This window comes from Aquimarina celericrescens, assembly GCF_042682765.1.
Taxonomy (GTDB): Bacteria; Bacteroidota; Bacteroidia; order Flavobacteriales; family Flavobacteriaceae; genus Aquimarina; species Aquimarina celericrescens.
On record NZ_JBHUHY010000011.1, the window covers coordinates 52,055 to 68,554 of the forward strand.

The window sequence follows — 16,500 nt, forward strand, 5'->3', positions numbered from 1 at the left end:
ATATTTGCACCCTTAAATTAAGAGATGTAAGTCTCGGGGTGTAGCGTAGCCCGGTTATCGCGCCGCGTTTGGGACGCGGAGGTCGCAGGTTCGAATCCTGCCACCCCGACAAATAAAAACCCTTTGTTTTCAGTAAGGCACAAAGGGTTTTCTATTTCTTCACGTCAAGGGTCGTCAGTTTATGGTATATTTGGTCTGGTACCAAAGCATACTTACGAAGATATGCATAAATTTAAAAAGGCTCGTCAAGTCAAAAGCTGCAAAAGGTAATTACATCATGTACTATGTGTTGGATGTGCAGAAAAATGATCTAGTAAGGCAAAGACGATATATTCCAAAAAAATATAAAACCGATGCAGCGTAGAAAGCCTATGCAAAAGATATTATAAAACAGATTAATGGACTACTAGCAGATGGGTTTCATGTTAATCGAAAAAAGTTTCCAAAAATACTGTTCATCAACAATGTTCAGTATCAGAAAAAATATACTCCGTTAGAGAAGCAACAACGGCATTTATCGAAATCAAAAAAGCCAAAAACTCTATAAGCGAGGAATAGAATTTTATACCAATACGCTAGAACGTTTCGTAAAGTGGCTAGAAGATCAAGGATTAGACAATATTTGGATTGGAGATTTAGACAATGGCTTAATTCAGCAATATTTTATGTATTTACTACCCAAAAGAAAGAATAGTGCCAAAACCTATAACAACACTCTTGGAGTTCTTAAAACGTTCTATAACGTCTGCCTTAAGCAAGAATGGGTAGAAGGTAAAAATCCGTTTGATAAAATAGATAAACAACCAGAAAAATACGGAACTAAGAATAAGCCTTTTACTAACGAACAGATTGCTAATATTAAAGAATATGTTCTAGACTATGATCCTTACCTCTGGAAAATCATTTGTTTTATCTATTATTCATTTATGCGACCTTCAGAAATAAGAAGGTGAAAGGTACAAGATATTGACTTACAAAAAGATTTAATTTGGGTTTCTGGAAAAATCAATAAAACTAAAAAGCGAGATGTTGTCCCAATCGTTCCAGCATTGAAAAAGATTATCTCAGAAATGAATCTTAGTGACTATCATCCAGGGGATTATTTATTTGGTTCAAATCAAACTCCTTCTACTACCAAAATAGGTGAAAATTATATGAGAAAGCATTTTAGAAAAGTAAAAGATCTTTTTGAATTTGGAGATGATTATACGCTATATGGTTTTAAGCACACTGCTGTTGTAAATTGCTATGAAAAAAAAAGATATCTGTAAGATTCAGAAAATGTGCAGACATTCCAGTATGTTAATGACGGAGCGCTATCTAAAATCTCTCGGGTAACTAAATGATCAAGATGCTGTCTCCGAACTTCCTGAAATTTGACTACTATGATTAAGTCCTAATCATCCCAAGATCACACATTCAGTAATATTTACCAATATGAGACAATATTGTCTCGTATTGGTGTTGGATATTGTTACTTTTATAACCATTGCTATCATAACATTGCTAAGCAACATTGAAGAAAAACTTGCTGAACAATCAACAAACTAACTGAAATGAAACGTTCACACATTCCTACTTTTGAAGAACCTACTGAAATTATAATTTTGACGTAACAAATGAAGTATTAATATAATTATACCAATAAAACAATCAACGGTTACATTTTTTTATATGTCATTAATATACGATGTTCGGTCACAAATCAACCTCAATTTTAGTGGTTTATAGGCTCGCAGCAACCAACAATGGTAGGTTGATCTCGCTAATAAAATAGACACTATGAGTTAATACATCACCTTCTTCATTATTTGCAGTCTAGTTTAACGTTGTAGCACTGCCCGAAACCCACGCTCCAAATGATGGATTTACTATAGTTGTCGAGGTAGAAATTATATTCAAAACTCACTTTTGGTTCTTCTAAAAAAAAGATTTTGTAGCCGAATAGTTGCTCTCTTTATCTTCTTCACCCCAGGCTTTTAAGCTTCAGTGATACATCTCTCCGGCGATATAACTATACGTTTAGAGGTAGACTTTTTTGGTATAGTAAAAATCTTTATCTTCTTGGTCATTAAAAATGATTAAGCTCCTAATAAAACTACTCTCTTTAAGGTATTTTACGATGATATTTCTCGTTTTGTCATTAAGATCCTTCAATGGGTTTTCTACAATTAAAATTGGTTTTTCAGTAAGCAAAGCCCTGCAATACATAATTATTTTTTGCTGACCTGTGGTCAGGTTTTTACCCAAATCACCTATAGGTGTGTCCAACATCAATTTTTGGTTTTCCCCTTCAAACTGTTGTAATTTTTTTAGCAACTGCTCTGCCTTTTTTCTTCTACTTTCATTCCGGCTATATACTACAGCTTCAAATACATTTCTTCCGTATAAGGGAAAATCTTTAGAAACTACCGCTACGCTTTTTCTTATGGCTTTTTCTGATAAAGATGAATAGTATGTCGAACCAAAAGCAATTTTTCCTTTTGAAGGTGACACCATTTTTAACAACAAACGTATTAATGTAGATTTACCGGTTCCTGTTTTTCCAACAAACAAGACAGTACCCAAAGCAGGTAATGTTACATTAAGCTTTTTAAATACAGGAGAGTTACTGTTAGGATATTGATATTCTACATCTTGAAAAACAATACCTGCCGCCTTATATTCTTCTAAGGGGATTATATTTTCTTTAGGCAAGTCAAAAATAGCAATTAGCTTTGTAAATGAAATATCACCCAATTTCCATATAATACTTACCTTTAGACTTCTTCTAAAAACCGGCAGAATTGAGATAATTAAAAGTATCAACACCAGTAATGATGACCCCCCCACATTTTTTGTTGAATCCTGGGAGCTTATGAAAATATAGATCATCACCATTCCTAACATCCCATAAGTAAATGCAGGAACAAGTGCCTGTAATAAAGAAGTAATTTTAGCATATTTCGTGCCAATTTGATAAAGAGTCCCCGATCTTTTATTATATCTTTTTTCTTCTGGAGTATATTTATTAAAAGCCTTTAAAGCTGTTATTGCCCGCAACCTGGTATTTACGAAACTTAACATTCCTGAACGGGCATTTCTAATCTCCAAAGATGTCTTATAAAGCATCTTATTAATAATCCATAAAAAGAATGAAGAGAATAAAATACTCCCTCCAATAATTAAGGCTATATTTATGTCAACATAGCCAATCACTATGACCACGATGATGAGTAAAAACACATCTTGTGAAAACCTTATTAACCCTTTTTTTACATAATTCTGTATACTTTTTAGGTCACCACTATACCGCAACAAGTATTTACCAATGCCTTTTTGGTCGTAAACTCCTATACCAATTTGAAGCTGGTGTGCAAAAAGCTTTTCTCTAAGCACTTTGCTGAAACGCTCACCAATAAGTGAGATTCCGTAAAGGTTTAGGTACTCGAAAACCCACCTTAAAGCTATTAATGCAAAGAAGAAGGCAATAAAAGAGCCAAAATTTTGAGCATCTATAAATGGAATAAACTTGAATGCGGCTAAGCGATGAGAGGAAAAACCAAAACTAAATTCATAGAATTTTCCAATACTAATCGGAATCAGAATAGTAAATACATTATAGCAAATCCCAGCCAAAAATGTGCCCAAAATAATTTTGCTATTATGCAGCCAAAAACTTCTTATAATATCCCATTTACTTTTTATCTTGTTCATGAAAACCATTTTAAATTACTATCAACCCAAAGACCAAATTGATTTTTCAGGGTTTGAAAGAAAATCAGTGTATATTTTATAATCCTAAAAACCTCATTTTTTGATCTCTTGAAATCATAGGACACTTTTGCTGTTTACCAAACCATTTATAACGGTTTGAAGCCACTATCTGATAAGCAAAGTCCCTTACTAGAGCGGGCAAAATCAAAAATATTGATAACAACTTCCAAGGGAAACGCAAGTGATTGACAATTCTCAATACTGCATCGCTTTTTTGATATACTCTTCCGTTTTTTATAAAAACTATAGAAGACAATTCATTGGATACATTTGATACTTTCAATTTGTCCCTGGCAAAATCTGACTGTAGCGATGCGAAAAGGAATCTAGGGTTCTTTTCCCAATTTAAAATAAACCGTATCCAACGATTACAGAGATTACAAACTCCATCAAAAAGTATGATCGGTGATGAATTCTTTACCTTGTAATGTTTTGGCACCACCAAATTGACTGAATTTTTATTCGAAGAAACCCACAGTTTTTCAACCTCGAAGAACGAAAGAAACAGTAAACCGCTCATTTGATAAATAAAAGTAATTCCCATCATAAAGAAAATACCCCAATGCATCATCAAAGTGAGAATCGCCCATATTTTCCCAAATCTCCTTTTTATTAATGCCAAAGGTGCTCCCAATTCTAATATAAAAGTAAGGATTCCCATTATGGTAAAAACCCAGGTGAATTCGAACAGTACATCAAAAAGAGGGGCAGCCTGATCCCCTAGCATTTCTTTTCGAATAGCATCCACAGCCACCTGTGATCTCATCGCAGTACCGCTCACCCAATCCCAAGCAAGGTCTCCAGCTAACTTGGCAATTCCTGACAAAAGGTAAGACCCGACTGTTACAATACATATTAACTGTACAGGCCATCCATATTGCCAATGAATAATCTGTGGCTTCCCTTTATTTTTTAAAGCATCAATAGAAAAAGCATCTGCAGATGCAACGAAGCCCAATATAAGGATGTGTATAATCAAAGCATTGTAGTTATGATAAATCATGGACCAACTGTTTCGATAGGTAAAATACAATAAGAGTATAATCGCAAATAACGGTCCGGTTACTTTAAACTTCCATCCTATAATGTAAAAAAGGTTTAATGCGATAACTCCTATCGAAATCCACCAAAAAATCTCGGGGGATAAAGGACGATCCATCCAAGATAATACCCCTATGGGTTCAAAATTATTCTGTTTTTTCACCATCCTTTGTAACATACCGAAACGATCTACCAAGTACCAAAGACAAAATAAACCTGTAGCAATCCTTAATAAAGCTAATCTTTGCGGAGGCATTTTTTGAAATGAATGAACTGCAATTTTTTTAAAATATCTCTCCATCTTTCATTTATTTTGAAGTTTTATTATAATTGATATCTGATAGTGTGTTTATGCTTATTTGAAGAATACTATTCTCTGCAAATTTTGAATTATCTTCGTCTTAAATCAAACGCTAGCAAACATCATTTTACTTATCTTCTTTCTATGCTGCATAGGGCTATTACTCTCTCATGCACGGGTAAGGTATCGTTCTTTTTAAAATAGTTCTCTAAGTGATAATACCCTTTTACTAATTCTATTCTTGAAAGATCAGCATAGGGATGATCATCTCTATCAGCTACTTTCTCAGCTACTTTCATTACAAATTCTTGGGCGTTGCAGGATTTAGCCGCTTTTGCTATCTGTCTTCTAACCTGATTAAAACCTCCACTGCCGGCAAATCTGTAGGGTATGATGTACTTATTTTCATTTTTGTCATATGCCGTAAGGTAATACATCCCATAGGTAGTTTTCCTTTCTTTAGAAAACATCGGGTAATAAGACAATGGGAAACTATCTTTAGGTGAATCGACCCAGTTTTGAAATATGGGAGAAAGCACTAATATTGTTGTTATAAAACATAAAATTAGTGCTTGATGTTTTGAATACTTCATAAGAACTCTATTGGTTATTATCTACACTGCTATTTTTACTTTGCGTCTGAGAAGCTTTGTCAAAATGTTAGGCTGCACTAACTTTTCGAGGGTCAAAATTGGCATACTACACCTTTTCTCTACCTCATCGATCAGCAATGGACTTGCAGTAAATAATCCTCCCAGAGCAAATAGCTTTTCTCCAAAAAGAGGTGATAACATTTGCATGCAACCGTTTACTGCTAGACTGTCACAACAAGAAAGAATTACGTGATCAATAGATTGAGTGAATAACGGATACTCTAATAACATACGGGTTTCTCTTTGATAAAGACCATCTGCCACTTCTATAACCACATAGTCGGGGTTTACATTTTCTAGTTCGGATAACAAAGATTCATAGATATCCATAATCTCATTTAACGAACATAGATAGGTAGATGGGAAACCGTATTCAGAGAAATCTGTTACAACGTCCGCCCCACAATCATAAGCCAACATTTTATCTTTATTAAAAACAGTACCTGTTAACTTCATATAAGCTACTCGATGGCCTGCATTTTTTAATCCTCTGCATAAATAAGCAGCCGTAGTGGTTTTGCCACTATCCATACTGGAGCCTATTGAAAGAATTGTCTTAAAGCTTCTAATTTTTTGGGTATTAAATGATTTTGGTGAAGTGTTGTAATAGATGGTATTTATAACTTTGCCAATAGCATCAGTAGCAAATCCAATCAATTTTAATTTTGTGGGACCAATATCTAAAAGCTTGTAATACATAGATGCTGCTATACCCACAACGCCTCCTTTACCTACAAAATCATATTCCTTTTGATATTCTTGAGGCACATACGCTTCAAATTGGTTGGTAGCATACCGATTACCAAAAGTCAACATTACTTTATCTCCCTCGAAAATATAAGTATTTCTTCCTTCAAAGTCCTGAATAGCGTTTAAAGACCCAATGCTGACTACTTCAAATATTGCTACATCACCAGCTACTGGTTGATATGTTTTGATTATTGAAGAATTAATTGAATAATCTGTTACATTTTTACAAATAATTGATTTTTTGATAGTTTTCATAGTATTCTGTTTTTTTGGTTAAACTAAAACTAAATTGATTTTTTACTTGTGCTATGTATTCCGAAATCTCTCTTTTTTGTCCTACTTCCTATCAGAACAGGTGATGAGGATTTTTTGCGTAAATCAAATTGATATGATACATTGAGAATAAGTACCGAAAAGTTATTGAACGGCCTGATTATATCACCATCCCTGGGATCAACTACGTTAATCTCTCTGTATTTACTCCCGATATTAAATTCTGTTTGCCTCATATAGCTTAAACTTGCCCTAATTCTTTTGATTGGTCTGCAGCTAATCCCAAAAGTGAATCTGTAAGCATGCAAGCCATCAGGAGACTGTTTAATTAACCTTTCTCCATCTGCATCCCTATATTGAAGTGGTCTACCTGATAGATAATAATGAAATTCGTTAGTAACAAAAGGAGTAGTTTTTAAAGGTAATCCCCAGCTACCTCCATGAATTCTTAAACCATATCGGATCCTGTATTCAAACTTGCTCCTTTCCGGAAAATGCCACTCTGTCCTTAGGGCATTCTGTAATCGGATCTTACCGATCCTTGCATTGTACCTAAATCTGCCCTCGAGCCTGTTTCTTGCCTCCTGATTAGGATTCGAAGGATCTGAAGACCTTTGATACCCTACACCAAAACTTATTTTTCTGTTTATACGATAAGTGATGACAGCACTATTTTGCATAGAACTAAGTTCAAAAGGTTCCTGGTTAAAAAGTAGTAATTGACTTCCTCTAATCCTTAATTCTTTTGTAAGCCTGGTGGTTGCACCATAACTTGTCCACAGTTTCAAATTTTCTTGCGCGATAAGTATAGAATGATTTTGAAAACAAAAGAAGAGTAAAGTGATAAAACAACTTATTTTTACTTTCTGGCATTTCATAGCAGTTTTTCTTTAGTGTTACCGACCTATTTATACCTATAAGGAAAAGGGAGCTAGAACGTGACTGATATTTTTACTTTTTCAAAAAAAATTATGAAATGAACATAACCTCTAAAAAAAGGATACAAATGCAATGGGTTTCTATTGCGATAAATGTTTGTAAGAAATTTAATATAAGGTAGAGTGTTGAAAATGTAAACCCTTTTCTTTAAAGAAAATCAATTTATAAATCTTTTCTGAACATTATTAAAATCTTTGTTTGCAGAACTGACTTAATTGTTTTCTTAAAATAATCAAGATATCTATTAGGTACTAGGAAGTAGAAAGTTAGATCTCTTAACGCTAGGTAAATATTACTTTTTACCTATTTTTCCGCGGGATGTGACCTGTTTTCTTAGGATCCAAAGAACAAGTAAAATCAAACCTACAATAAAAACCCAAACATTATAGTCTATAGCCGTCTGGGCGGTATTAATCTTTCCTAAGAGTATGAAATTGGACCAGTAATAAGGATGTCGCTTATTGGGTTCAGCCTGATACAAGTAATTTAACTTCGATTGACGTAATGCTTTGTCTGTCTTATAACCATCGTGTACATTTTCTAAAAATGAAGTTGTTATAGAAAGAGAACTGGATTCTGTAGCGTTCCAAAGGCTAGAAAGTATGTTTCTAGCACCTCCTAATAAAAATGATTTACTCATTCCCTTCACTCCTTCACCACTATATATTTTTCCGCTTGCAGAATGACACGCACTAAGAATAACCAACTCTGCATTTGTTCTATTACTGTATAAATCCTGAGGGGCCAATAAAAAAGTTTCTGAAGCGTCATCAAAAAGGATACAAGATCGGTTAGGGTCATCAAAATCTACCAGGCCGTGTAGTGATAGATGAACAATATCTGCATCTGCCCCATACCTGAAAAAGTTTTCAAGGGTAGCATTTTTATTAATAAAAGTTTTACCATCAAAAATAGCCGCACCCCGCTCAATCTCCTTTTGAGAAAGTACTAGCTGCTGTAAATTCTCATCCCCAAAAAAACGTTTTTTAGTTTTTAATTTTTCGGTTAGATCCTTACTATATTCAGAACCAAACCCTACATAACTGTTAAAGCTCTCTTTGGTGTCATTTTCAAACAGTAATCCTGTTGAATAAGAATAAAAAACGGTATAATCTTCGATGACCAGAGATTCTTCTTCAGAATTGGTGTTGTTCAACGCTTCAAAGGATAATTCATATAAAGCTCCATCTGGTATGATACAAATCCGGTTTACCGTTTCACCCAATTCGCTTAATCCCTTTTTGAGTAGTTTACCGAACAGCTCTTTTGAAATGTCTTTGGATATCTGTTCATTAGGGTTTCTGCATTGAGAAACAAATTTTTCCAAGTTTTCTTTTAAAACCTTGTCAAAGGGAATTATAACTGGAAAAAATCTGTTTTTTGTGATCCAAAAACCATACAAAGAACTGTCCCCTAAAAAAAACTCTACAACTGTAAGTCCTTTTGGAAGCTGGCTTTGTATCTTTTCAAGATCGGGAGCCTTAATAAAAGCGTACTTTTCGTTATAGTATTTGGCATCATTTTTTTCTATTTCTGTCAAAAACCTGTCTAAATCGAATTGCGCTTTGGTATACGCTCCGAGTATGGAGTCTTTGCGTTTGGTTTCTTCCTGCAACAATTTTTGCAGACTGTTCATATGTTCCCTGAGCTTTTTTTCCTGATCCTTTTTTTCTTCAGAAATATTGTTTTCTAAAGCCTGCACCTGGTTCAGTTCATACTGAAGCACTATGGATTTGGTGCGGGAGGCAAAATAATATGCTTCTTTTAGATATCGCGGATCAAGGCTAAGTTGGTGTAATAATAAAGCGTTTTCTATAGCTCTGCTATAGTGGCCATACTTAAGGTCTAAAAAATCTAGTTTGGACCTTTCAAACTGAAAAGAAAGTATACTACGGTTTAAAACGGAATCAATTTTGTAATGAGACAACAAGGCTTTTTCCATAAAGTGTTGTTGCTTTGAGCTTGTATACAACGATTTATAAATTTTTGCTTTTAACTCGAGCAATCGAATTAACTGCGAATCATCCATTGCTTTGGACTTGCTTATCAACGGGAAATTCTGTGTATCAAAATCCCCTAATAAAACAGACATTTTTAATGCTTTATCTACATATTCTGTAGCTTTCTTTCGATCTCCTTTAGCTAAAAAAACTTCAGAAAGATTTTCATACCCATGAATCAATCCTGAAATATCGCCATCTTTATCGGCTATCATTTTTCGCATTTGTAGTGAATTAAGCATATTCTCTTCTGCCTTGTCAAAATCCTTGGTTTCCTTTTGAATGAGGGCTAATAACTCAAGTCCTATAGCAATGTAATACGGCTCATCCTCTTTATCAAGAAGTTCTAATGCCTTATTGGCCATTTCTTTGGCTACTGCATACTCTCCTAACTCGAGATAAGTCGTTCCAGAATTAAGATACAACCAGGATATATGAAGATTAGTTACTTGATCAGGAAATTGTTTATATAACTCAAAAGCCTGGGATGCGTACGTTTTAGCCCTTCCATAATTATCAAAAATCAAGTTTAGAAGCACAAGGTCATTAAGGACAACAAACATTTGATCTGTACTACCCTCTATATTTTTATATAGGTTAATAGCGTTTTGATAATTAAGTTCTGCTCTATATAAATCGTTTAAGTGATAATAAAAATTGCCAATTCCCTGATATTTTGCAGCTAATTTTCCACTAGGGTAAGAAGGATCGTTTTCAAAATAATACAACGATTGATCAAAATAAATTTTGGCCTTATCTATATTGTTGAGATATTGATAGGCAACTCCAATGTTGTAGATTGTGTTTGCCTTCGCAGAAGGGGTAATTTCATCGCAGTTTTCCCAAATTTTTAAGGCTTTTTCTTCATAATAGTGTATCGCATTCTTTTCTTGCTTCATCAAATAATATGACACTCCTATTTTATGAAACAACTTCCCTTTATGACTACAATCCAACTGTTGAAACTGTAATTGTTGCTCCCATTGTTTGATCATTTCGGTGTTTAATTGATAATTTCCGTCGCGGATGTTTTGGTTTATCTGTTCATAATAGGTATCGAAAACCTGATCTACCGGTGACTGAGCAATAATATAGGTATATCCTATACCGAATAAAAACCAGTATAAAAAAAGCAAAGAGCCAAGCCGCAGGTAACACATAGTGAGGTAAACAAATTGATTTGTGCCATACGAAAATACAAAAATTGGCTAGGGAAAGTGGTACGAAATACATTTTTATAGGTGATACAAGACTATATAAGCAAAAATGACTTGTAAATTTCTTAGCGTTTGTATTATATTAAACCAGACAATTGGGAATCGATGCAAACTACTTTTTAAGGAATGAACTGCTTCAAGATAAATTCTTGAAAATATCAAAAAAAAATCGCTTTACCCTAGAAACCAAGAATGGAACTCCCTACATTATATTTTTGAGCAATGTATGTTTAAAAAAACTCTCCCAAAAAAGGGAGAGCTTTTAAATAATAAGGATAACTTAGTTTGCGTACTGTGTGCAAGGAAAGTATTTTTTTTGGTAACTTATTCGATTATTGCTTGACCAATGTATGCATACTGAACCGATCCCCGGTTTGAATTTTGATTACATATAATCCCAATGGTAAGTTTTCAACTCCTTCAATCGGATATGTTGTATGAGTCAAATCTTCATCATTCCATTGTTGATGAAGCAATCTGATTCCTTGCTGATTATAAACGGTAACGTTGATGCTAGATTTTACGTTTCCTTCTATAGAAACCTCCAGTCGGTCATTAAAAGGATTGGGATAACAACTCACAATAATTTTATCTAATTGTGTCGAAACCGGCGAACTTTGCTCTGTTGATAACCTTCTATTACTTAGGGCCAATAATGCAGCATCCAGATTAGCGATTCCTTTTGAGAGGATTTTGTTTTGAAAATCCGGTACTTGTGTTACAGTATTCATTAAAGCATTTTTAATCTGAACCTGATTAAAAACCTGTTGATTAGAACCCAAAATCGCGGCATAGGCAGAAATATTTGCCGCCGCAAAAGATGTACCGTTTTGATAGGCTATGGTACCTGAAAGAGATGGTCCTGGAATATTTTCGCCTAGAACAGCGATATCTACCGTACGAACCCCGAAACTTGAAAAAGCACTCTTTTTATCTAAACAATTTGCAGATGCTACCGAGAGAATATTACTATTAGGATAGGTAGAGGGATAAGAAACCACTTCATTCGTATCATTATTACGAGCTGCGTTACCCGCTGCGGTAATAATCAGAGCTCCTTTTTGTTCTGCATAGGTAACTGCTTTTTGTAATGGTCGACCGATAGCATTACCGTTCACGTCATTGTAGCTCAAACTCAAATTTAGCACTTGTGCCCCTTCGTTTACCGCGTCAAGCATGGCAATAATTAGGTCTGATATAAACCCTTGTCCCGTGGCATCGTGAGTTCTGCGGATATCAAAAGTAATATTGCCGGTATTTCCTTGACTTCGCAATATATGGTATATACTTCCTGCAATATGCGTACCATGCCCATTCGTGTCTTCTGGGTTTTCATCGTCGTCAATATAGTCATATCCTGTATAAGAAGGGATTTGAAATTGATATCCATCAGGACTTGTTACATTTACCGGAGTATAGCCGGTATCAAAAATAGCTATTTTTACAGGTGTTTGTCCCAGATTTTGATTGGGGACGATAGACGGATAACAACTATTTACATTAGAACTGGTAATTACAGGTAGCCGTTTTCCTATATTAAAATCTGTTCCTTCTACCTCGGTTCTTCCTTTGGCTCCTTGTACTTGTTGATCAATATTAGTAATTATTTGACCCTGAGCATTGGTATATGGAAATGCAATGGTGTTCCATAAACGTAAATTGATTTCGGGGCGATACCATATTTCTTCAGAATTGAGCCTATCAAGTAAGTTTTCCACCTCTTGCCCGCTAATTGCAGGATCTAGCGTTACAAAATACAATGATGGGTGTTTAAGGATACAATCATCATCATCATCATCATCATCATCGTCATCATCGTCATCATCGTCACAATCGCAATCACATTCATCACTTTCGTCTCTTGATGTATTTAAGGATCCATTGAGAATATCATTCCCCTTAACTTGCTGAGCAAATATATCAAGCTGCCCGCTTAAAAAAAGTATTACCAGAAATAATTGATACAGATTTTTCATAATTCCTTTTCTTTTTTTTGTTTTTCAATTCTAATTTAGTGAGTTTAATAGTTTAAGAGCTTTGTTATAATTCCATTCGTTATCGTTAATTTTTCGTAATCGCAGTTTAGCCTTATCGTTTTGTCCATTTAACAAATAGGACAATGCCAAGTACCAATTGATCTCCTGTTCATAATCCTTAGAATATACGCTCAATTTTTCAAAATTTAAGGCCGCTTCATTATACTGCCCTCCCAGTAAATAAGCTAATGAAAGGTAATAGGTGTCTTCTTCAGTTTTATGATCCAATTTATTGTAATTGATTATGGATTCTTCATACTCATTACTATTAAATGCTTTCATGGCTTCAAAACGGAAGGTATCCTCTTTCGCTGCTCCCTTATACGAGCCGGCGTGCAGGATTTCCTGGTCATGTAAGTAATTTATTGCCAAGGTTTCTGCGGTAGATTCCTGATTGAAAAACCGTATCCCAAAGAAGATTGCAAAACAGGCTGCAACTGTAACAAAGGCACTTACGTATTTCTTGTATGAAATGACTCGTACACCATAATCCTCTACCTTTTTAATACCATGCTTGTTCTCTAGTTCCTGCTCCCATCTATTTCTAAGGGCACGATCCTGTTTTTTGCGGATAATTTCCTGTAACAGAGAATCTTCTTCTGTTTCAGAAAGAGTACCACTTACTAACTTTTCTAACTTATTTTTCATCACTTTATCTTTTTAGTCCAAGTTGTTCTTTTAGCCCTTTTACGCAACGTTCCTTTTGCTTTCTAATGGTTTCTGGAGTTTTTTGAAATTCTATTGCTATTTCTGTTAATTTCATCTTACCATAAAAATGAAAAGTCAATAGTTTTTTACAAGATTCTCCGAGTGTTTCCCAAGCCTTATTAAACAACCCCAATCCATCTTCAAGATCATCTTCTTCCTCTTCTACTATCATATAAATAACATCATCGAGATCGGTGCTATGTTTATTCTTACTTCTCATAAACATTTGTGAAGCCATTTTTGTAAAGAGGAACCTCAGGTTTCCATAGGATAATTTTCCGTCTACAAACCTTGCTCTAAACTCTAGCAAAGTATCCATTGTAGCATCATAAGCATCTTCATAATCTGCGGTATACTCTCTTCTTAAATATTTTATGGTTTCATCAAATTGTTTCAAAAAAACCTGCTCAAAAAAAATAGTATCATTTTTTTTAAGGTCGGCAACTAATTTTTCAAAAGAAACTTTACTAAGTCCAAAATTTTTATGCTCCATTCTAATCTATTAAGCCAAACGTAATAATATTAATAATATATTGTAAATTAAGACTAATGTATTAAGAAAAAACATTTTGCTATTGAACCTTTTAATGTTATAAGGAAGAATTAACAAAAACGTGACATGTTAAAAACCCATTTTTTAAACAAACAAAAAAATTAAGATGCAAAAACGCATTGTGTAATTTACTGTAGAGGCAGAGAAAATCAAGTATACGAATAATTTCGGCTATTTTAATAAACATTTTGTTGTACGATAGTTCAAAAATGTTTTGAAAATTGATCGACAAAATCTAAGAGTTTGATTTTTGTCGCGAAGGAAAATCTTAAGGGTTATTATTAAAAAGACATTCAAGGTTTTGTATAAAAAATCTTTATTATCCACTTCAATTTGTAATGCTTAAAGTTCTTTCTTCTTTAGTAAAAGACCTTCAGGAAAATAGTATTACACCGTTTTATTTCCTGAAGGTCTTATTGGCAAATTCAATCTAAATACTTATCCGTTATTATCGCTATCCAGATAATCCGGTAATCCATCATTGTCGTGATCATCATTATGATGATTCCCATCACCATTAGTGTCTTCTAATGCGGTCAGTACACCGTCATTATCATCATCAGCATCCAAATAATTAGGAATACCATCATTATCATGGTCATCATTACGAGGATTGAAATCTCCATCAATTTCTTCATAAGCCGTCGGGATACCATCATTATCGTCATCATTATCAAAAATGTTGAATATACCATCGTTATCTGTATCAAAACCATCTAATACATCATCATCCGGAAAGAGTCCTGCGATTCGTACACCATCATCTATTTCGTCACAAGACAATAAGGTATCGTTATCATCATCTTCGTCCTTATCATTATTGTATCCATCATTATCGTTGTCATCATTATCGAACAAGCCGTCATTATCCTGATCTTCGTTTATAGCTGTTACTAAGTAACAGTTACTAAGTAAATCGGTTTGAGTTCCAGACTGCGCGATCCATTCTCTCAAACAATTATCTTGATCTGGCTGAGGTAGTAAAACACCTTCTAGGTCGGCTGATGCTATAATTATTTCTGATGTACCTTCGTTTAACCAATCATACGATAGGAGTTTAGTTTCTCCATCAGGTAAATAAAATCTGTTTATCATGGCTTTTTTGTCGAAGTCGTTAAAATAACCTAAGAACTCTATGTGCTCTGGGCCTCCCGGATCACAAGCGCTCATTAAAGAAAAATCATTATTCTGATCATCTCCATCTTGAGGCGTACCTGGAATATGTATAAATGTCGGATTTATAATACCGAATGTATCGCCGCTGACTTGTGCATTTAATCTTCTACAGCTATTTCTCGTTCTATAATCTGTATGCGCTAATCCTAGTGTATGACCTATTTCATGCATAAAAACTAACTTTTTATATTCAGCTCTCAACGCTGGAGAAAGAGGAGGAACAGTTCCTAAAGCATAGAAATTATCCCATATAGTGATCTCGCGCCCTACTCTTTTTAAATCAGACGGGGCTGTTGCAGTAGCATTACTCTGTCTACCGCTGCTTTTAACTATTCTCATATCGGGAACTAATTTTCCGTTTTTAGTTAGTTTATCTTTAAGAAAACGCCCTACAAAATCCAAACATTCATCTGGTTGATCTAGTTCTGATATAGGTAAGAAGTAAAACCATAATCTAACGCCAGTACTAACACCATTTGCTAATTTATTCCATTCTTCAAAGGAGTTAATTATAACCGCTTTGGTTTCATTATCTTTAATACTGACATTATCAATTTCATAAAATATTGGTCTAATAAAAGTTCTGTTTTCTCCATTAGGTGTAGTTATATTCACAGAATAGCTTGACTTTTCAGCGATATTTCTAAAAGTGTATTGTTTCTGATTGACATCGGAAGACATTATTTTTCCAAACAACCAATCATCAATTTTTATATCATCTTCAATAATATAACCATCATTAACTTTCTCTATGTAGTTTGCATTATAGCCATAACTTGCAAATTTTATGACCATTTCTTCGGTCACTTCTAGGTATTCAGGATTTTCTGATTGTGTCAATGTATTTTCTTCTATACTTATTTCTTCAATGATTTCATCTTTATTACAAGCTGAAAACATCATACCGATGAATACGGTAAAGCACCAAAATTTTAAAATTTGATTTTTCATTTTTGTAAAGGGTTTTAAGGTTTTTTTATTAATTTCCGAGGATTAAATCCTGTTTAAACAATAATAGCTACGTCTAGCTTTTATGAGAATTCTACATCTACAAGTACTTATATTTTCTTGTACATAACACATTGTTGTCTTGTCTT

General features: G+C 34.2%; 12 protein-coding genes and 1 tRNA gene. 3 read left to right on the forward strand and 10 right to left on the reverse strand.

Features of this window, described 5'->3' with window-relative positions; all coding sequences use genetic code 11:
* Positions 1-34 precede the first annotated feature (34 nt).
* The 3 genes from ACFSJT_RS11110 (at position 35) to ACFSJT_RS11120 (ending at position 1,271) form a co-directional block, all read left to right on the forward strand.
* Positions 35-109, forward strand: a tRNA-Pro gene (locus ACFSJT_RS11110).
* Positions 110-512: 403 nt separating this feature from the next.
* Positions 513-953, forward strand: a complete 441-nt coding sequence (locus ACFSJT_RS11115; protein ID WP_378320422.1) for a tyrosine-type recombinase/integrase — start codon at positions 513-515, stop codon at positions 951-953.
* A gap of 96 nt (positions 954-1,049) precedes the next feature.
* The gene (locus ACFSJT_RS11120) at positions 1,050-1,271 is read left to right on the forward strand and encodes a hypothetical protein (RefSeq protein WP_378320335.1); all 222 of its coding nucleotides are present in this window, start codon (positions 1,050-1,052) and stop codon (positions 1,269-1,271) included.
* A gap of 751 nt (positions 1,272-2,022) precedes the next feature.
* Here ACFSJT_RS11120 and ACFSJT_RS11125 read toward each other — a convergent pair.
* The 10 genes from ACFSJT_RS11125 to ACFSJT_RS11170 form a co-directional block, all read right to left on the reverse strand.
* Entirely contained in the window at positions 2,023-3,696 is a 1,674-nt protein-coding gene (locus ACFSJT_RS11125; protein WP_378320336.1) for an ABC transporter transmembrane domain-containing protein, read from the reverse strand.
* A gap of 76 nt (positions 3,697-3,772) precedes the next feature.
* Positions 3,773-5,098 carry a DCC1-like thiol-disulfide oxidoreductase family protein gene (locus ACFSJT_RS11130; protein WP_378320337.1) on the reverse strand — a complete coding sequence of 442 codons (1,326 nt, stop codon included), beginning with the start codon at positions 5,096-5,098 and terminating at the stop codon, positions 3,773-3,775.
* 131 nt (positions 5,099-5,229) lie between these two features.
* A complete protein-coding gene (locus ACFSJT_RS11135; RefSeq protein ID WP_378320338.1) occupies positions 5,230-5,691 on the reverse strand; it encodes a hypothetical protein in 462 nt (153 codons plus the stop codon).
* A gap of 21 nt (positions 5,692-5,712) precedes the next feature.
* Positions 5,713-6,756 carry a hypothetical protein gene (locus ACFSJT_RS11140; protein ID WP_378320339.1) on the reverse strand — a complete coding sequence of 348 codons (1,044 nt, stop codon included), beginning with the start codon at positions 6,754-6,756 and terminating at the stop codon, positions 5,713-5,715.
* Positions 6,757-6,785: 29 nt separating this feature from the next.
* On the reverse strand, positions 6,786-7,652 hold the full coding sequence (locus tag ACFSJT_RS11145) for a DUF2490 domain-containing protein (RefSeq protein WP_378320340.1): 867 nt from the start codon (positions 7,650-7,652) through the stop codon (positions 6,786-6,788).
* A gap of 353 nt (positions 7,653-8,005) precedes the next feature.
* Positions 8,006-10,849 carry a CHAT domain-containing protein gene (locus tag ACFSJT_RS11150; protein WP_378320341.1) on the reverse strand — a complete coding sequence of 948 codons (2,844 nt, stop codon included), beginning with the start codon at positions 10,847-10,849 and terminating at the stop codon, positions 8,006-8,008.
* 413 nt (positions 10,850-11,262) lie between these two features.
* Positions 11,263-12,906 carry a S8 family serine peptidase gene (locus ACFSJT_RS11155; protein WP_378320342.1) on the reverse strand — a complete coding sequence of 548 codons (1,644 nt, stop codon included), beginning with the start codon at positions 12,904-12,906 and terminating at the stop codon, positions 11,263-11,265.
* Between the two features lie 30 nt (positions 12,907-12,936).
* Complete coding sequence (locus ACFSJT_RS11160) at positions 12,937-13,614, reverse strand: tetratricopeptide repeat protein (RefSeq protein ID WP_378320343.1); 678 nt, start codon at positions 13,612-13,614, stop codon at positions 12,937-12,939.
* A gap of 4 nt (positions 13,615-13,618) precedes the next feature.
* Entirely contained in the window at positions 13,619-14,167 is a 549-nt protein-coding gene (locus ACFSJT_RS11165) for an RNA polymerase sigma factor (RefSeq protein ID WP_378320344.1), read from the reverse strand.
* A 498-nt stretch (positions 14,168-14,665) separates the two neighbouring features.
* A complete protein-coding gene (locus ACFSJT_RS11170) occupies positions 14,666-16,354 on the reverse strand; it encodes a M57 family metalloprotease (RefSeq protein ID WP_378320345.1) in 1,689 nt (562 codons plus the stop codon).
* Positions 16,355-16,500 lie beyond the last annotated feature (146 nt).

Bases quoted from the DNA above. Each gene is read 5' to 3' on its own strand.
- ACFSJT_RS11125 (WP_378320336.1), bottom strand. From the start codon at position 3,696: ATGAACAAGATAAAAAGTAAATGGGATATTATAAGAAGTTTTTGGCTG.
- ACFSJT_RS11130 (WP_378320337.1), bottom strand. From the start codon at position 5,098: ATGGAGAGATATTTTAAAAAAATTGCAGTTCATTCATTTCAAAAAATG.
- ACFSJT_RS11135 (WP_378320338.1), bottom strand. From the start codon at position 5,691: ATGAAGTATTCAAAACATCAAGCACTAATTTTATGTTTTATAACAACA.
- ACFSJT_RS11140 (WP_378320339.1), bottom strand. From the start codon at position 6,756: ATGAAAACTATCAAAAAATCAATTATTTGTAAAAATGTAACAGATTAT.
- ACFSJT_RS11145 (WP_378320340.1), bottom strand. From the start codon at position 7,652: ATGAAATGCCAGAAAGTAAAAATAAGTTGTTTTATCACTTTACTCTTC.
- ACFSJT_RS11155 (WP_378320342.1), bottom strand. From the start codon at position 12,906: ATGAAAAATCTGTATCAATTATTTCTGGTAATACTTTTTTTAAGCGGG.
- ACFSJT_RS11160 (WP_378320343.1), bottom strand. From the start codon at position 13,614: ATGAAAAATAAGTTAGAAAAGTTAGTAAGTGGTACTCTTTCTGAAACA.
- ACFSJT_RS11165 (WP_378320344.1), bottom strand. From the start codon at position 14,167: ATGGAGCATAAAAATTTTGGACTTAGTAAAGTTTCTTTTGAAAAATTA.
- ACFSJT_RS11170 (WP_378320345.1), bottom strand. From the start codon at position 16,354: ATGAAAAATCAAATTTTAAAATTTTGGTGCTTTACCGTATTCATCGGT.